The following is a 16,242-nucleotide window of genomic DNA, read 5'->3' as shown; positions in this document are numbered from 1 at the left end:
CGGGTACGTCGGGTACGTCGGGTCCGCCGGGTCGGCGGGACAAGGACGAGCGTAGTTCTGTCGAAGGAACGTGTGGTGGGTCAGGGTTCAATACATCTTGCCCCTTACGTAGACACGGCATCTCGACCGTTACGTCGGCGATCCGGAGGATGGGGCGGAGCGGGCGGCGCGACGCACCGACCACACACCGGCGAGGACGATCAACGCTGCCGCCCCCAGCTGGCGCCCCGTCAACTCCTCGTGCAGCAGCACGAAACCGATGCCGGCCGCCACGGCGGGGCTCAGCGCGAGCAGCACACCAAAGGCCCGGGCGTCGATGCGCCGCAGCACCGTCATGTCCAGCGAGTACGGGATCAGCGAGGACAGCAGCGCCACGAGGAGCCCGGTGAACAGGACGGAAGGGCGGGCCGCCACCCGGTTACCGTCGGTGACGGCGATGACCGGGGTCAGCACGCAGGCGCCGACCGCCAGCGCCAGCGTCAGCCCCGTCCAGTCCGGAAACAGCCGGCCGACCCGCCGGCTCAGGACCACGTACCCGGCCCGGCACACCGCGGCGGCGCCTCCCAGGAGAAGCCCGGCGGCGGGCAGCGAGGCACCGGGGGCCGCCAGCAGCAGTACGCCGGCCAGGGCCAGCAACGCCACCACGAGATGCTCGATCCGGCGGGACATGGCGATCGACAAGGCCAGCGGGCCGAGCAGTTCGAGTGTCGCGGCCACGCCGATCGGGAGCCGGCTGATGGCCTGGAAGTAGGCCAGGTTCATGGCCGCGAGGACCAGGCCGAGCGCGACGGCCGCCCGCCACTGGGGGGCCGTGATCCCCCGCAGTCGCGGCCGTACGAGCAGCCACAGGACCACGGCGGCGAAGAACAACCGCATCCCGGCCAGCGCCGTGGGCCCCGCGGAGGCGTACGCCCCCTTGGCGACCGCGGAACCCACCTGGAGGCTGGCGATCTGGGCCAGCATCATCAGCGCCGGTGCCGTCGCGGCTGCCCGCGACCGCGGTCGGGGATCCTCCACTGCCAGGCCCATCGGAGTCCTCCACATCGTCGGCGCTGTTCGCGCTCCACGGTGCTGTAATGCCCTTATGCACTTCAACCATTACGGCGGCGAGGCCGCCCGGCTGGCCGCCGACCTGGTCAACCTGACGGAGACACCACGCCCCGAGGACCTGGAGACACTGCTCGCCGCGCACGGCGTCGTGAACCGCGCGCTCACGCACGCGCAGGTCGAATCGATCTGGGAATGGAGCCGGAGGCTCGCCGTGTGCTTCGGGCGGCAGGACCTCGAAGAGCGGTGCCACGCGGTCAACGGACTCCTCGCGGACGCATCGAGCAGCCCCCGGATCTCCCTGCACGACGGGCAGCCCCACCTGCACTACAGCGCGATCGGCGCCGACGCGGCCGCACACATCCGCGCCGTGACCGCGGCCGGACTCGCCTACGTCATCTGCTCCGCCGACGCCGACCGCCTCGGCCGCTGCGCACGTCGGAGCTGCGCCCTGGCCTTCGTCGACACCTCGCGCAACGGCCGCCGCACCTACTGCTCGGTGCGCTGCGCCAACAACGACGCCGTGGCCCGGCACCGCGCATCACAAGACAGAACACATTCCTAACACGAGGGGTGTTGTGTTTGAGTGGTCCGCTGTTAGCTTGTCGGGCGACGGCAGGAAGGAAACGCTGTGAGCCCCGACGAACTCCCCGCGGGTTCAGCAGAGTTGCTGAACCCACAGGCGCGCCAGGAGCGCATCCGTGACCGGGTGCTCGAGCTGGGCTCGGCCCGTATCGAGGACCTGGCGCGCGAGCTGGGGGTCAGCGTGATGACCATCCACCGTGACCTGGACCGTCTCGCCGATGAGGGATGGCTCCGCAAGACGCGCGGGGCGGCCACGGCCCAGCAGTCCGTGCTCTTCGAGAGCAACGTCCGCTACCGGACGACCCAGCAGGGCGAGGCCAAGAAGGCGCTGGCCGGCGCCGCCCTGGAGCACATCGACCGCGGTCAGGCGATCCTGCTGGACGACAGCACCACGTCCCTCGCTCTCGCCCGCGCGCTGCCCGAGAGCGGATCGCTCACCGTCATCACCAACTTCCTCGCCATCGTCAACGCCCTGGCCGGCCGCCCCGGCATCGAGCTGATCTCGCTCGGCGGCAGCTACGACCCGCACTACGACGCCTTCCAGGGCATGGCGACCTGCGACCACATCAAACCCCTGCGCGCCGACACCGTGTTCATCTCGACGTCGGCGGTCGCGGACGGCCACTGCTACCACCAGTCGCAGGAGGCGATCCTGGTCAAGCGGGCGCTCCTGGAGGCGGCCCAGCGCCGGATCCTGCTCGTCGACCACACCAAGTTCCAGAAACGGGCGCTGCACCGGGTCGCCCCGCTCAGCGACTTCGACCTCGTGATCGTCGACGACCGCATCTCCCGGGCCGAGTTGGAGGCGCTGCGCGAGGACGGTGTCACCGTGCAGGTCGCCGCCCTGAGCCCGGAAAAGCCCGAGTCCCGACCCACCTGACCGACCCGGAAGCCGAACGACCCCCGAACCACCGTGATCCCACCGGATCCATCCCCACACGGATCCGTGTCCCCCCTACCGCATCTCATCCGCGCAAGAGCCGACTGCCAATGGAGGTAGTAGTGATCAGTGTGCCGAAGCGAATGCAGGCCGTGGTCGTCCACGGGCCCGAGGACTATCGTCTCGAGGAAGTCGACGTCCCCACACCGGGTCCCGGTGAACTGCTGTTGCGGACCGAGGCGGTGGGGGTGTGCGCGAGCGACCTCAAGTGCTACCACGGCGCCCCCAAGTTCTGGGGCGACGAGAACCGCCCGGCGTGGGCGCAGCGCGGCATCATCCCCGGTCACGAGTTCGTCGGCGTGGTGGTGGCGGGCGACGACGCCGCGCTCGCAGCCCAGAAGGTGAGCGTCGGCGACCGCATCGCGTGCGAGCAGATCGTGCCGTGCGAGGAGTGCCGTTACTGTCGGCGCGGTCAGTACTGGATGTGCGGCCCGCACGACATGTTCGGCTTCCGCAACCACCACGGCGCCATGGCGCAGTACATGGTGGTTCCGCCGAAGGCCCGCGCCCACAAGGTCTCGCACGACCTCGCGCCGCACCACGCCGCGTACGCGGAGCCGCTGTCCTGCGCGCTGCACGCGGTGGAGCGCGCCGACATCCACTTCGAGGACGTCGTGGTGGTCGCCGGCTGCGGGCCGATCGGCCTGGGCCTCATCGCGGGCGCCCGGCAGAAGAACCCGCTGAAGATCATCGCGCTCGACCTGGACGACAACAAGCTCGAACTGGGCCGCCGCACAGGCGCCGACATCGTCCTCAACCCCGCGAAGGAAGATGTCGTCGCGCGCGTCAAGGAGATGACCGACGGCTACGGCGCCGACGTCTACCTGGAGGGCACCGGCGCGACGCCCGCGGTCTCGCAGGGCCTCAACCTGCTGCGCAAGCTGGGCACGTACGTCGAGTACTCGGTCTTCGGCTCGGACGTCACGGTCGACTGGTCGATCATCTCCGACGACAAGGAACTCGACGTGCGCGGCGCCCACTTGGGACCGCACTGCTGGCCCGCGGCGATCCGACTCCTGGAGGAGGGCAAGGTGCCGGTCGACGACATCTGCACCCACCAGTTCGGCCTGGCCGACTTCCAGAAGGCGCTCGACCTGGTCGCCGACACCTCCGGCGCCTCGGTGAAGGTGTCCATCCTGCCGAACGCCGAGGCCGACGCGGTGGTCGCGTGACGGCGGCCACCGGGTCCGTGAAGGCCACCGAGACCCGGCTCGACCGCATGGGCATACCCCACTCGCTGCGCTGGGGCTTCCTCGCCGTCCTGGTCTTCATGACCGGCAACGGCACCGAGTCCAACTTCATCGCCCCGCACATCGAGCACGTCCTGGGCAGCACCACCGCGACGGCCAGCACCATCATCTCCATGTACGGCGTGTCCGTACTGGTCGGCAGCTACCTTTCCGGAGCCCTCACCGACCTGTGGGGCCCGCGGCGGGTCATGCTGCTCGGCACCGTCGTGTGGGTCGTGTTCGAGGTGCTGTTCCTGGCGGGCCTCGCCGCCGGCAGCATGCCCATGGTCTTCCTGACCTACTTCCTGCGCGGCTTCGGCTACCCGCTGTTCGCCTTCGCCTTCCTGGTGTGGGTGAACCTCGTATCGCCGAAGGAGCGCAACGGCGCGGCGGTCGGCTGGTTCTACGTCATGTTCACCGGCGGACTGCCCACGCTGGGCTCGCTGTTCGCACTCGGCATGATCCCGGCGTTCGGCGGCTCGACCGGCGGCGAGACCGGCGCCATGGCCGCCTCCACGGCGCTGGTGGTGATCGGTTTCCTGATCGCCCGGTTCGCCGTCAAGGAGCCGCACGGATCGCAGCGGGTGGCCCCGGCCGACAAGTCCTCCTTCGAAGTCCTGTCGGCAGGCCTGCGCCTGACGGCACGTCAGCCCAAGGTGCTGATGGGCTTCCTCGTGCGCCTGATCAACACCGCGCCCCAGTACGGCATGTTCATCATCCTGCCCGGAGTGATCGCGGACGACCGGGGCTGGGGACAGAGCCGCTGGCTCACCATGACCGTCCTCGTCTACGCGACGAACATCCTCGTCAACGCCCTGTTCGGCGCCATCGGCGACCGCTGGGGCTGGCGCCGCACCGTGCAGTGGTTCGGTGTGTTCGGCTCCTCCATCGGTCTGCTCGCCTGGTGGTACGTGCCGCAGCTGGTGCCCGCCGGTTCCACCTGGGGCTTCTGGGTGTCCGTCGTCGCGGGCTGTGTGTTCGGCTGCCTGCTCGCCGGGTTCGTACCGATGGGCGCGATCATGCCGGCGCTCGTACCGGCGGAGTTCAAGGGCGCGGCCATGGCCATGTACACCACGGCGGCCGGTGGTGCCTCGTTCCTCGGCTCCGCGGTGGTCGCCGCCGTCCTCTCCGTCGGCCTCGGCAACGCCGGGGTGGTGTGGGCGTTCGTCGTGCTCTACGGCGCGGCCTTCGTGATGGTCTCGTTCCTCAACGTGCGCCAGAGCGAGCCCAGTTCGGAGGAGGAGCAGGCCGGGGCCGTCATGGCCCGCTGACACCGTCCGTGGCCCGCCGATCCCGACCGCGTACCGACGTGCGACGCACCGTAGTTGTTTTGGAGGTTCCCTCGTGACCAGACTCTTCGACGACCCGGCGAACTTCGCCGAGGACCAACTGGCCGGCTTTCTCGACCTGTACGCGGACCGGTTGCGCGGAGTGCCCGGAGGCGTCGTCGCACACCGCGGCGACAGGCCACAGGTGGCGGTCGTCATCGGCGGCGGCTCGGGCCACTACCCGGCCTTCTGCGGAACGGTCGGACCGGGCATGGCCCATGGCGCGGTGGTGGGCAACGTCTTCACCTCGCCGTCGGCCACCCAGGTCTACTCGGTCGCGAAGGCCGCCGACCAGGGCAGGGGAGTGATCCTCAGCTTCGGCAACTACGCCGGGGACGTGCTGAACTTCCGGATCGCCGCGGATCGGCTCAACGCCGAGGGCATCGACACCCGGATCGTGATCGTCACCGACGACGTGGCGTCTGCCGAGGAAGAGGGCAAGCGCCGGGGCATCGCGGGCGACTTCACGGTCTTCAAGGTGATGGGCGCGGCGGCCGCCGAGGGACTCGACCTCGACGAGGTGGAACGCCTCGGCCGCGCCGCCAACGCCGCGACGCGCAGCCTGGGCGTGGCCTTCTCCGGCTGTACGCTGCCGGGCGCGGGGGAGCCGCTCTTCGAGGTGCCCGAGGGACACCTGGGCCTCGGCCTCGGCATCCACGGCGAGCCCGGCATCGAGGACGTACCGATGCTGAAGGCCGACGAGCTGGCGGCGCTCCTCGTGGAACGCATCCTCCAGGAGACACCCGCCTCCGCGGGCCGCCGGGTGGGCGCGATCCTCAACGGCCTCGGCGCCACCAAGTACGAGGAACTCTTCCTGCTCTGGGGCCGGGTGTCCGCACGCCTGCGGGACCGGGGGATCGAGATCGTCGACCCCGAGGTGGGCGAGCTGGTGACCAGCCTCGACATGGGTGGCTGCTCGCTCACCCTGATGTGGCTGGACGAGGACCTCGAGCCGCGCTGGCGCGCCGACGCCTACACCCCGGCGTACCGCAAGGCACGCGCACCGCTGACCGGCCTGCACGCCGCCGACGCGAACGGCGGCGCGGCAGCGGTCACCGAAATCCCCCAAGCGTCCTCTGCCGCAAAGGAGTTGGCGGACGACATACGCGCGGCCCTCTCCACCATCCACCGCACGATGGTGGACAACGAGGAGGAGCTCGGCCGCATCGACGCGGTCGCCGGAGACGGTGACCACGGTCGTGGCATGGTTCGCGGCGCCCGGTTCGCCGCGGAGCGGGCCGAGCAGGCGAGCCGGGAGGCCGGCGCCGGATGGCTGCTGCGACAGGCGGGCCAGTCCTGGGCCGAGTACGCGGGCGGCACTTCGGGCGTGCTCTGGGGCGCGGCACTGGAGGCGTTCGGACGCTCACTGGACGACGCGGCCGAGTCGTACACGGCCGCCGATGTCGCCAGGGGCGTACGGGCATTCGCCGACGCGATCGGCGACTTGGGCCGGGCGACACGGGGCGACAAAACCATGCTCGACGCCCTGCTCCCGTTCGCCGACACCCTGCAACACGCGACCGACGCCGGCGTCGACCCGGCCGAGGCCTGGCGCTCGGCGGCCGAGGCGGCGACCCACGCCGCCGAGGCGACGAAGGACCTGCGCCCGAAGATCGGCAGGGCTCGGCCGCTCGCGGAGCGCAGCCTGGGCACCCCCGACGCGGGAGCGACTTCGCTGGCCCTGATCGTGACGGCGCTGGCCAGCGCTCCGCACGCACAGGGTGGCCAGACACACGATCAGCCACACGAACAGAACCGACAAGGAGTGACAACGGCATGACGGACCGGCTGCGTCTGGTCGTCGGCTGCGACGACGCCGGCTTCGAGTACAAGGAACGCATCAAGGCCGACCTCCAGGCCGACCCACGCGTCTCCGAGGTACTCGACGTCGGCGTGGAGGCCGACGGCACGACCGCCTACCCGCACATCGGCGTGGCCGCGGCCCGCCTCGTCGCCGAGGACCGCGCCGACCGCGCCCTGCTCATCTGCGGCACGGGCCTCGGCGTGGCGATCTCCGCGAACAAGGTCCCCGGCATCCGCGCGGTGACCGCCCACGACGTGTACTCCGTGGAACGCTCGGTGAAGAGCAACAACGCGCAGGTGCTGTGCATGGGCCAGCGCGTGGTCGGCCTCGAACTGGCCCGCAAACTCACCTCCGAGTGGCTGGAACACCGCTTCGACCCTGCCAGCTCCTCGGCGGAGAAGGTGGCGGCCCTGAGCCGCTACGAGACGGATCCCGGCGGGGCGGTTCCGGAGGGGGTGGGGTTCACGGAGTGCTGAAGGCACGGCGCCTATGACGCCGACCCGGACAGCGTCTCCAGTGAGCGGCCCTTCGTGGCCGTGGACAGCGTGAGTGTGAGGACGCAGCCTGCGGCGAGGACCGCGCAGATGAGGCTGAAGACGCCGGTGAAGCGGAGGGAGGCGTACATCGTGCCGATGAGCATGGGGGCGACGATGCCGCCGATCCGGCTGAAGGCGTCCGACGTGGCGGCCGCCATCGAGCGCAGCTGCGTCGGGTAGACCTCCGGGAGGTAGGTGTACAGCGGTGCGTAGAGGCCGTTGAGGAAGAAGCCGAGGAGCAGGCTGAGGACGAGGACCGAGAGGTCGGTCTCGGCCTGCGAGACGAGGAAGGCGCAGAGCGTGGACGCGGCGAGGCAGGTGACGATCGACCACTTCCGGTCCGTACGGTCGGCGAGCCAGGCCGCGGGGTAGTAGCCGAGCACCTGGGCGACCTCGACCAGTAGCGCGTAGCTGAAGCTGTCGGTGATGCTCATGCCCCGGTCGAGCAGCATGCTGGGCAGGAACGTCAGGAACCCGTAGTAGGCGAAGCTCGCGACGAAGAACATGCTCCATACGACGATCGTCTGGCGCAGGTACGGGCCCCGCCACAGGCCGGTGAACTGTGCGGCCGCGCCCAGGTCTTCGTCGCGTGCGGCCGTTCCGGGCGGCTCGGGGGCGGGGAGGGGTGTGCCGGTGCGCGCGCGGACCGACTCCTCCAGTCTCGCGACGACCGCTTCGGCTTCGTCGTCGCGGCCCTTGAGCAGCAAGTAGCGCGGCGACTCCGGCAGATTGCGCCGCCACCACAGGGCGAGGATCACGGGCAGGCCGACGAGGACGAGGCCCCAGCGCCACCCGTGGTCGACGCGGGCCACGACGAAGGTGCCCACCAGCGCGGCCAGTACGTACCCCAGGCCGAAGAAGCCGGCGAGGGAACCGACGTACGTGGCTCGCTTCGCGCGCGGCGCGAACTCGGCGAGATAGGGGATCACGATGTTGACGTTGACCCCCACTCCTACACCCGCGAGGAAGCGCAGGGCCAGCAGAAAGCCGTAGTCGGGGGCGGCGGCCGACAGCAGTGTGCAGCCGCTGTAGAGGACCAGGGACCACAGGAGCAGTGGCTTGCGGCCCACCCGGTTGCCAAGGAGCGCGAGCGACAGGTCGCCCACGAGAGCGCCGGCCAGCGTCGCGCTCGCGATCAGGCCCTGCTCGCTGCCGGTGAGTGCGAACGCCGTCGTGATCAGCGGGAGCAGAAAGGACATGATGCCCAGGTCGAGCCCGTCCAGGGTGGTGCTCAGACCGCCCTGCGTGAGGATGCGGCCCTGCACCCATGTCATGGGGAGGCGGTCGATGCGGGCGGTGAGCCGGGCGGCGCGTTCGTCCGGATTGTGCGGGGGCGGCGCCATCGCGGCAGGGTCCGGGTCCTGTGTCGGTTTGCGTGGCATGTTCGCTGTCTGCTCAGATGTCATGGCCCGTCGGCCTTTCGCTTGGAGGGGTGGCCCGTCTGTTGCCGTGGAGCAAGGGCCGCCCGTGGTGGGCGGGGTTGTAGGTCGGGCGGTCCGTTGCAGCGGGCCGCCCGACCGCTTGGATCAACTGCCGTGACCGCCTTCGAAGATGGCGGAGTAGAGGCGCAGCCAGTTGCCTCCGACCACCGCGTGCGCCTCGTCGGGTGCGAAGCCGAAGTCGACGAGCCTGTCGGCGACTTGGGCGAGGCCGGAGGCGTCGGTGAGCCACTCCGTGGTGTCGGTGCCGGAGGCGGGTGATGTGCCGAGGTCCGCGCCGCGCTGTTCGCCGCGTGTCCAGCGCCCCTTGCGCATCCACGTGAACTCCGCCGCCCCCGCCTTCGGGCTCAGGTCCGTGCCGATGGCGACGTGCCGGACGCCGACCAGTTCGACCGTGCGGGCCACCATCGCGCACCAGTCGTCCAAGGTGCGCGCGTAGTGCCCGCAGATGGAGCGGTACGTGGCGAGGCCCACGACCCCGTCCCGCGCGGCGAGCGCCTTGAGCGTGGCGTCGTCGGCGTTGCGCGGATGGTCGTACAGGGAGCGGGGGTTGGCGTGGGTGAGGGCCACCGGGAGCGCGGAGTGCTCGATGGCGTCCCGCCGGGTGCGTTCGCCGGAGTGCGAGAGGTCGACCAGCATCCCGACCGCGTTCATCTCGCGCACCACTTCACGGCCGAAGCGGGTGAGCCCCGGGTCGGACTCCTCGTAACAGGAGCCCCCGAACTCGGTGTTGTTGTTGTACGTCAGCTGCATCACGCGCAGCCCCATGTCGTGGAAGAGCCGGACGAATCCGAGCCGGCCCTGGAGCGGGCTGGCGTTCTGCGCGCCCAGGACGATGGCGGTGCGGCCCTGGGCCTTCGCCCGTTCGATGTCGGCGGCGGTGCGTGCGGGCACGACCAGGTCGGCGTTGGCGGCGAGGAGGTCGTTCCAGGCGGCCAGCGCGTCCATGGTCTCGACCGCGTCCTCCCAGAACGCGACCGTGGCCGTCGCGCAGGTCACGCCGCCCGCGCGCAGTTGGAGGAAGACATCGCGGTCGTAGGGGCCGCATTGCAGGCCGTCGATGACGAGGGGTGTGTCCCGGGCGGGTGCGGTGGCGGTCGTCACGAGGCGACCTCCACCGGCTCGTCCTCGCCGACCTCCGCGAGGATCTCGCCGTCCGGACCGAAGAGCGAGTCACCGGCGTGGGTGCGCGACAGCGCGCTGTCCGGGGTCAGCGCCGCCTCCGCCTCGGCGACGAAGCGCTGCCACAACGCGCCCGTGACCGGCACCCCGTAGGTCAGGGCGCGCAGCTCGGCGGCGTCCGGCCCGGGACGCGGCCCGTCAGGGGCGGTCGTCGCGGTGACCGTGGACCTGGCGAGGTCCAGTTCCACGCCGTGGCGGCGGGCCAGCGGAGGCAGGGCGCGGACGGCCCAGTCGTCGCCGGGTGCGGTGAAGGCGGCGGTGCCGTCGGTGTGGGCGGCGGCCACGGCGAGGTCGAGGAGGTCGGCGGCCGTGGCGAGTGCGGGTTGTGCGTCCGGGGCGGGGAACTGGGCTGTGGTGCCGTCCAGTTGGGGCCGCAGGTGTCGGGCGCGCAGGGCGGGCAGCGCGTCCAGCAGCCCGGCCAGGCCGTCGAGCCCGTGTGTCTCGGCGCCGACGACGATGTCCCGGGTCGCCGCCACGGAGCCGAACGGGATCGCGGTCGTCAGCAGCACCCGGCCGGTCATCAGGCGCAGCTCGCGGACCGATACGCGCAGGTCGGCAGGGGCGTGGTGGGCAGGGGTGGGGGTCACGCGTTCTCCTCGGTGCGGGTGGGAGCGGCGGCGGCCGGTCGTGCGGGCAGCGTCCAGTCGTCGCGGTCGTGTCGGTGGATGGCGTGGCGCGTGGGCGCGCCGTGGAAGAGCAGGCCGAGGACATTGCGCCCGGCGGAGTCGGCGGTCTTGTCCAGTCCGTGGACCGCCGAGTTGAGGAACCGCACGAGGTACGCGGGCACGAAGGCGTCGTCGGCGATGTTCATGTGCGGGCTGTGCAGGGCCAGTTCGGCGAGGCCTTGCACCCGTGTCACCGTGTCCCGGTGCTCGGGGTGGCGCACGCAGAACGCTCCCGTGGTCTCGCGTGGATCGGCCGCCTTGAGATCCGCGTACAGGGCCTGCACTGAACGCGGCACGTTGAGCTGCCAGTCGAGGCCTTCGGCGACCTCCTCGCGCGGCCCGCGCCGGGGCTCCTCGGCGGCACGGGACTTGTACCAGATGTGGCGCAGCGCGCCGGGCGCGGTGAGATCCAGGTCGAGTGCCCAGCGGTAGACGGTGTCGAGGTGCTCCAGAAGGGCCCCGGTCGTCTGCTGAGGCGTGGCGGTCAGTGTCTCGTCCACCCGTTGGCGTTCGACGAGCGGGTCCGTGAGGTCCGGCACGCTGTCGATGAGCACACCGGCCAGGGTCTCGACGGCCCGCTCGTCCAACTCCGCGTTCCAGCAGGCCCACAGGCGCGGGAGCGCATCGTCGTCGCCCGGCCGCTCCAGGGCGTCCAGGAGGGCGAGCGCCCGGTGCAGGGAGCGGGCGAGTTCGGTCGGCGGCTCGAACTGGTCGTAGAAGGTGGGGTCTTGGGCGTGGAAGCGCGCGGAGCGCTCGATCAGCTCTCGTACGACGGTCAGGTGCGGGGTGCCGCGCCGTGCGTCCAGGGCCTGGGTGAGTGCCTGTTCGCGCAGGTCGAGCCAGCGGTCGACGAGCCGGGGGTGGTTGTTGGCGAAGAAGACGAGGCCGAGCGCCGAGGCGTTGCCGAGCCCCAGGCGGCGGCGCAGCTCCGGGTCGAGCGCGGGGGCCTCGGGGTTGCGGTGCCGGGCCAGGTGCTCGGCGAGATCCGCGGCGAACTCACGCATCAGATAAGCGGCGAGCATTTGGGCGTGCAGGGGCGCGGCCAGCGGATGGTTGTCGGGCAGCGCCGCGAAGGAGCGGGTGCCGAAGGTGCCGTTCCCGTCCAGGCCGGTGTTGCGCATCAAGTAGCCGACGTCCCATAGGCGTTGGGCGTCCGGCTGGCGTCCCTCGGCGAGGCTGGAGACGACGTGCTCGAACAGTCGCAGGCTGCGGTTGGAGCGGCACCACACCAAGGTGTGCGCGGTGGCCCGACCCCCGTAGAGCTTCGGCATCTCCCGTTCGGTGTGCGCGAGTTCGCTGTCGTCCGCGGTGCCGTCGAAGAGCGCGCCCGTCATGTCCCAGTCGGTGCCGACGATCCGGCTGGTACGTCCCTCCAAGCGCGGCTGAAAGGAGAAGGCGACGAAGTCGAGGGGCCCTCCCGGCGTCCGGACGCGATAACGGGCGCGGCCGCGGGCCTTCGCGTCGATGGCGAACTCGAGCCGCTCGATCCGCCAGCCCTGCGCCGTCATGCGGTTGACCAGTGCCCGGCTCGCGCTGAGTCGGGTTGGCGGGAGCTGGGCGAGGCGCTCGGGCCGCAGGAGCCGGTCCGGGGTGCGCCCGGCGGGTCCGGCGTGTCCGGCGGGTTCGGCGACGGAAAGGGGCACGTTCATACGCAGTCCTGATGGTGTGTGGGTGGTACGTCGGCGGGCCCGGGGGAGCGGGCCGGCCGGGAGCAGGGGGAGAGGTGCAGGTGTCAGCCGTGCAGGCCGAGGGTGCCGCCGGTGTCGAGCCGGAGCAGCTGCTCGATCTCGTGGGCGGTGGGTCGCAGTACGGCGAGTGCGTCGGCCGTCGTGATGCGCTCGCGTGGTCCGTGCACGCTGAGAGCCGCGACGACCTGGTTGCCGGGGCGGCAAAGGGGGACGGCGAGCGCGGCGATGCCGTCCTGCTCGTCGTCGGTGGACGTCGCCCACCGGGTGCCGTTGATGATGCTGAGCTCGTCGGTGTCCGGCAGGGCGACGCCCCGGTCCCGCAGCGGTCCCGTGATGTCCTGCGGGCACAGCGCCGCGAGCAGGCGTCCGGTGGCGCTGGAGGTCAGGCTCAGTCGATCGCCGAGGAGCAGCGTGGCGTGCAGGGAGCGGCCCGGATCGGCGCGCTGGACGACCCGCGCCGTGTCCTTGTCGAGCACGGCGATGCTGACGACCTCGCCCGCCTGCCGCGCGGCGCGCTCCAGCAGCGGAGCGGTGCGCTCGCCGATGCCGGCCTGGCGCAGGGCGGCGTGTCCCAGGTGGGCCGGGCGCAGCGTCAACCGGTAGGCGCCGTCCGGGAGTTGCTCCATCCAGCCCGCCGCTTCCAAGGTGACCAGCTGGCGGTGTGTCTCGGCCCGCGATGTGCCCATGGCCCGGGCGAGGGACGAGACCCGTACGGGTTCCGTCGCGTCGGCCAGGGAGTCGAGCAGGGCCAAGGCCTTGAGGACCGTGGCCAGGGGAGGCGTGGCGGGCCGTGGCGGCCCCGGCGTCGCGGCGCTTGTCACAGTATTCATGACACCGTCTTTCTTTGAGAGACGGCGGGACTGTAGGGAGCGGGCGGGGGTTGCACAAGGGGTTGACGTGTTAATTCCCTGCCACCCTTGCGATTGCATTAGGTTAGCCTTGCCTAATCTTTACTCGCGGGTCGGCTCATTGGCTTGCTCGTGGGCCGGCTCATCGGCCTATTGGATCGACAGGGAGACCGCACCCCATGTCCTCGCTCAACAGACGCGTCCACCGCACCGCGGCGAGCGCCGTCGCCCTGGTGTCCTGCACCGCGTTCACGCTGACGGAAGCCGTCGCCGCGGCCGGATCGACGCTCAAGTCCGCGCCGCTCGCCCCCGGCCTCTACCAGTCCGCGTACTCCGAGAGGAACGACGTGCTCTGGGCGACCAGCTCGGTGGGGCAGCCGCCGGCGCCCGTCACGGACTCGCGGTTGGTGCGTCTCGACCCCGACACGCTCAAGGTGGAGGCGACCTATCCGACGCCCCTCGACGAGAGCGACGGCACCATCGAAGCGGCCTACGGCATCGATGTGGACGACGAACACAACACGGTGTGGGTCACGAACACGCGCAACGACAGCATCGCCGTGTACAGCCAGAAGACGGGCCGCCACCTCGCGACCGTGCCGGGCGTCGCGCACGCGCGCGAGATCGTCGTCGACGAGAAGCGCGACACCGTCTGGGCCACGGCCTTCGGCACCGGATCCGTCGTCGGCTTCAACACTCGTACGTACGAGGAGACCCGGCGGGTCACCGTCGAGGGGGCGGGCCCGACGGGCCTCGCGGTGAACGAACGCACCGGAGCGGTCCACGCCACCGACTTCACGCACGACCGCATCATCCAGATCACCCCCGGCTCCTCCGAACCGCGCCTCCTCCCCACGGGCGACGGCCCCCTCTCCATAGCCCTGTCGGCGAACGGCCGGACCGCCTACACCGCCGACCAGGGCGCGGGTGGTGTGTCCGTCGTGGACCTGCGCAAGGGGGCGGTCGTCAGGTCGATAACCACCGGGGAGGGCGCCAAGTCCCTTGCCAACGTGGGCCGTTCGGCGCGTGTGCTGGTCGTCAACCGGCTCGACGACAGCGTCTCCGTCGTCGACACACGTTCGGGGGCGGTCAAGGAGACGATCGACACCAACGCGCTCCCCAACCATGTGCACATGGGCGATGCGAGCACCGCGTACGTCCTGGACAAGTCGGGCACCGGGCCCAAGGGGGAGGACCATGTCACCCGGATCGACGTGGCCCGCTGACGTCGACGGGTGCCGCGACTCCGGGTCGGGTCTGGGCGGCCCGGCTTCGGGTCAGCTCTGGCCGGATTCGATGCGGTCGACCTCGTCCTTGGCCTCCTTGAGGCCCACTCCGGTCGCCTCGCGGTAGGCCTTGATGGCATCGATCTTCTTGCCGTCCCGTACGAGGGCGCGTACGCCGTCGAGGACCGGCCCGAGTTCGTCGGCCTCGATTCCCAGATGCTTGATGACGAGGTCCAGCTTCCGCTCGACGCGGGCGGCCCTGCGGTCGGCACGGTCGACCTTGCGCTCGATGGTGCCGACCGCGATGAGCACGCCGACCAGGAGAATGAGGATTGCTGCGATATCCATAATCGCTGATCCTAGGCAACGCGGATGGCGCGGGTGACACGGATTACGGGGGTGGCGCGAATGGCAAGCGGACAGTTGTACGTCGTTGGATCCTGGGGTGATGACCGACCCGACCCAGGATCCCCGTTTCCTCCGGAACCCCTACCCGGCCTACGCGGCCATGCGGGTCACGTGTCCGGTACGACCCGTCCCGACCGGCTCCGCGGGCCGCACCAACTACGTGGTCACCGGCTACAAGGAAGCCAGGGAAGCCCTCAACGACGCCCGGCTCTCGAAGGACACGGCCGCGTTCTTCGCGGGCAAGGAATCGCGGCGACGCCTGCACCCCGCGGTCGCGCACACCATGCTCGCCAGCGACCCGCCCCAACACACCCGGCTTCGTCGGCTGGTGACGAAGGCGTTCACGACCGGGGCGGTCGCGCAGCTGCGTCCGTTCATCGCGCGCGTCACCGAGGAGCTGCTGGACCGGTGGCCCGTCGGTGAACCGTTCGACTTCGTGGCCGGCCTGGCGGTGCCACTCCCGGTCGTCGTGATCTGTGAACTGCTCGGGGTCCCGGCGGCCGACCGGCCCGACGTGCAGCGCTGGTCCGCGGAGCTGTTCGCGGCGGGGGAGCTCGACGTCATCGACGCGGCATCCCACTCGATGGCGCAGTACATGACGGACCTGATCGCCGCCAAACGCCGCGACACGGGCGGCTCCCTCCTGGACCGGCTCATCGCCGCTCGCGACGGAGAGGACCGCCTGAGCGAGCACGAACTCGTCTCCCTGGCCGTCTTGTTGCTCGTGGCCGGACACGAAACCACCACCAACGCCCTCGGCAACGCAGTACTGGCGCTGCTCCAGCACCCGGTACAACTGGATCGCCTGCGGCGAAACCCGGACGGCATCCCCGGCGCCGTGGACGAACTCCTCCGCTTCGAGTCCGCGGTGAGCACGGCCACCTTCCGGTTCACCACGGAGGCCGTCACGCTCGGCGGCACCGAAATCCCCTCCGGCGTACCGGTGTTGGTCGCCATCGGGGCAGCCAACCGGGACCCGGACCGGTTCCCCGGACCGGACAAGCTGGACCTGGACCGGGACGCCGCCGCCCACCTCGCCTTCGGCCACGGCATCCACCGCTGTGTCGGGGCACCCCTGGCCAAGGCGGAGATGGAACTTGTGCTGCGAGCCGTGCTCGCACGCTTCCCGGAGCTCCATCTGGCCGTACCGGCGGACGAGTTGATGTGGCGACGTACCCGCCTTGTCAGGGGGCTGTCGTCGCTTCCTGTCGTCGCCTCGGGGACGCAGCTCGGCACCGCCGAATAAGAGGTCGTGCGGCTCCTCCCACTCCAGTAGGGTCAGGATCTTCAGGTGGGCAAGCTCGCTCTGGAGTCCTT

General features: G+C 70.8%; 15 protein-coding genes. 8 read left to right on the top strand and 7 right to left on the bottom strand.

Annotation, left to right across the window (positions count from 1 at the left end; genetic code table 11):
• Positions 1 to 129: 129 nt before the first annotated feature.
• On the bottom strand, positions 130 to 1,029 hold the full coding sequence (locus ACYSUO_RS21285) for an EamA family transporter (RefSeq protein ID WP_461777782.1): 900 nt from the start codon (positions 1,027 to 1,029) through the stop codon (positions 130 to 132).
• Between the two features lie 55 nt (positions 1,030 to 1,084).
• On the opposite strand from ACYSUO_RS21285, the gene ACYSUO_RS21280 reads away from it, so the two are divergent.
• From ACYSUO_RS21280 to ACYSUO_RS21255, 6 genes are all read left to right on the top strand, one after another.
• Positions 1,085 to 1,612: a CGNR zinc finger domain-containing protein gene (locus tag ACYSUO_RS21280; protein ID WP_461777781.1), complete on the top strand. Its 528-nt coding sequence runs from the start codon at positions 1,085 to 1,087 to the stop codon at positions 1,610 to 1,612.
• A 66-nt stretch (positions 1,613 to 1,678) separates the two neighbouring features.
• Positions 1,679 to 2,512 (top strand): DeoR/GlpR family DNA-binding transcription regulator, encoded by an 834-nt coding sequence (locus tag ACYSUO_RS21275; RefSeq protein ID WP_461777780.1) that lies wholly within the window; start codon positions 1,679 to 1,681, stop codon positions 2,510 to 2,512.
• A gap of 122 nt (positions 2,513 to 2,634) precedes the next feature.
• Complete coding sequence (locus ACYSUO_RS21270; protein WP_461777779.1) at positions 2,635 to 3,744, top strand: alcohol dehydrogenase catalytic domain-containing protein; 1,110 nt, start codon at positions 2,635 to 2,637, stop codon at positions 3,742 to 3,744.
• Positions 3,741 to 5,072, top strand: coding sequence for an MFS transporter (locus ACYSUO_RS21265; RefSeq protein WP_461777778.1), 1,332 nt, complete (start codon positions 3,741 to 3,743; stop codon positions 5,070 to 5,072). Before ACYSUO_RS21270 ends, ACYSUO_RS21265 begins: the two co-directional genes overlap by 4 nt.
• Positions 5,073 to 5,145: 73 nt before the next feature.
• Positions 5,146 to 6,909 (top strand): dihydroxyacetone kinase family protein, encoded by a 1,764-nt coding sequence (locus tag ACYSUO_RS21260; RefSeq protein ID WP_461777777.1) that lies wholly within the window; start codon positions 5,146 to 5,148, stop codon positions 6,907 to 6,909.
• A complete protein-coding gene (locus tag ACYSUO_RS21255) occupies positions 6,906 to 7,409 on the top strand; it encodes a ribose-5-phosphate isomerase (protein ID WP_404001395.1) in 504 nt (167 codons plus the stop codon). Before ACYSUO_RS21260 ends, ACYSUO_RS21255 begins: the two co-directional genes overlap by 4 nt.
• A gap of 11 nt (positions 7,410 to 7,420) precedes the next feature.
• Here ACYSUO_RS21255 and ACYSUO_RS21250 read toward each other — a convergent pair whose 3' ends face one another.
• The 5 genes from ACYSUO_RS21250 to ACYSUO_RS21230 all read right to left on the bottom strand — a co-directional run bounded on the left by ACYSUO_RS21250 (position 7,421) and on the right by ACYSUO_RS21230 (position 13,273).
• A complete protein-coding gene (locus ACYSUO_RS21250) occupies positions 7,421 to 8,851 on the bottom strand; it encodes an MFS transporter (protein WP_461777776.1) in 1,431 nt (476 codons plus the stop codon).
• A gap of 144 nt (positions 8,852 to 8,995) precedes the next feature.
• Entirely contained in the window at positions 8,996 to 10,012 is a 1,017-nt protein-coding gene (locus ACYSUO_RS21245; protein WP_461777775.1) for a dipeptidase, read from the bottom strand.
• A complete protein-coding gene (locus tag ACYSUO_RS21240; protein ID WP_461777774.1) occupies positions 10,009 to 10,677 on the bottom strand; it encodes a hypothetical protein in 669 nt (222 codons plus the stop codon). Before ACYSUO_RS21240 ends, ACYSUO_RS21245 begins: the two co-directional genes overlap by 4 nt.
• Positions 10,674 to 12,404 carry a hypothetical protein gene (locus tag ACYSUO_RS21235; RefSeq protein ID WP_461777773.1) on the bottom strand — a complete coding sequence of 577 codons (1,731 nt, stop codon included), beginning with the start codon at positions 12,402 to 12,404 and terminating at the stop codon, positions 10,674 to 10,676. The genes ACYSUO_RS21240 and ACYSUO_RS21235 overlap by 4 nt, the downstream gene beginning before the upstream one ends.
• Positions 12,405 to 12,487: 83 nt before the next feature.
• Complete coding sequence (locus ACYSUO_RS21230; RefSeq protein ID WP_461777772.1) at positions 12,488 to 13,273, bottom strand: IclR family transcriptional regulator; 786 nt, start codon at positions 13,271 to 13,273, stop codon at positions 12,488 to 12,490.
• Between the two features lie 197 nt (positions 13,274 to 13,470).
• On the opposite strand from ACYSUO_RS21230, the gene ACYSUO_RS21225 reads away from it, so the two are divergent.
• Positions 13,471 to 14,517, top strand: a complete 1,047-nt coding sequence (locus tag ACYSUO_RS21225) for a YncE family protein (protein ID WP_461777771.1) — start codon at positions 13,471 to 13,473, stop codon at positions 14,515 to 14,517.
• A gap of 51 nt (positions 14,518 to 14,568) precedes the next feature.
• On the opposite strand, the gene ACYSUO_RS21220 is transcribed toward ACYSUO_RS21225, so the two are convergent.
• The gene (locus tag ACYSUO_RS21220; RefSeq protein ID WP_461777770.1) at positions 14,569 to 14,865 is read right to left on the bottom strand and encodes a ribosomal protein L7/L12; all 297 of its coding nucleotides are present in this window, start codon (positions 14,863 to 14,865) and stop codon (positions 14,569 to 14,571) included.
• A 100-nt stretch (positions 14,866 to 14,965) separates the two neighbouring features.
• Between ACYSUO_RS21220 and ACYSUO_RS21215 the strand changes: the two genes are divergently transcribed.
• Positions 14,966 to 16,171 carry a cytochrome P450 family protein gene (locus tag ACYSUO_RS21215; protein ID WP_461777769.1) on the top strand — a complete coding sequence of 402 codons (1,206 nt, stop codon included), beginning with the start codon at positions 14,966 to 14,968 and terminating at the stop codon, positions 16,169 to 16,171.
• Positions 16,172 to 16,242: the final 71 nt, after the last annotated feature.

The sequence above is a fragment of the Streptomyces sp. UC4497 genome, from assembly GCF_054871485.1.
The sequence above is the reverse complement of the archived record's forward strand: the minus strand, read 5'-3'. Positions and strand labels throughout refer to the sequence as shown.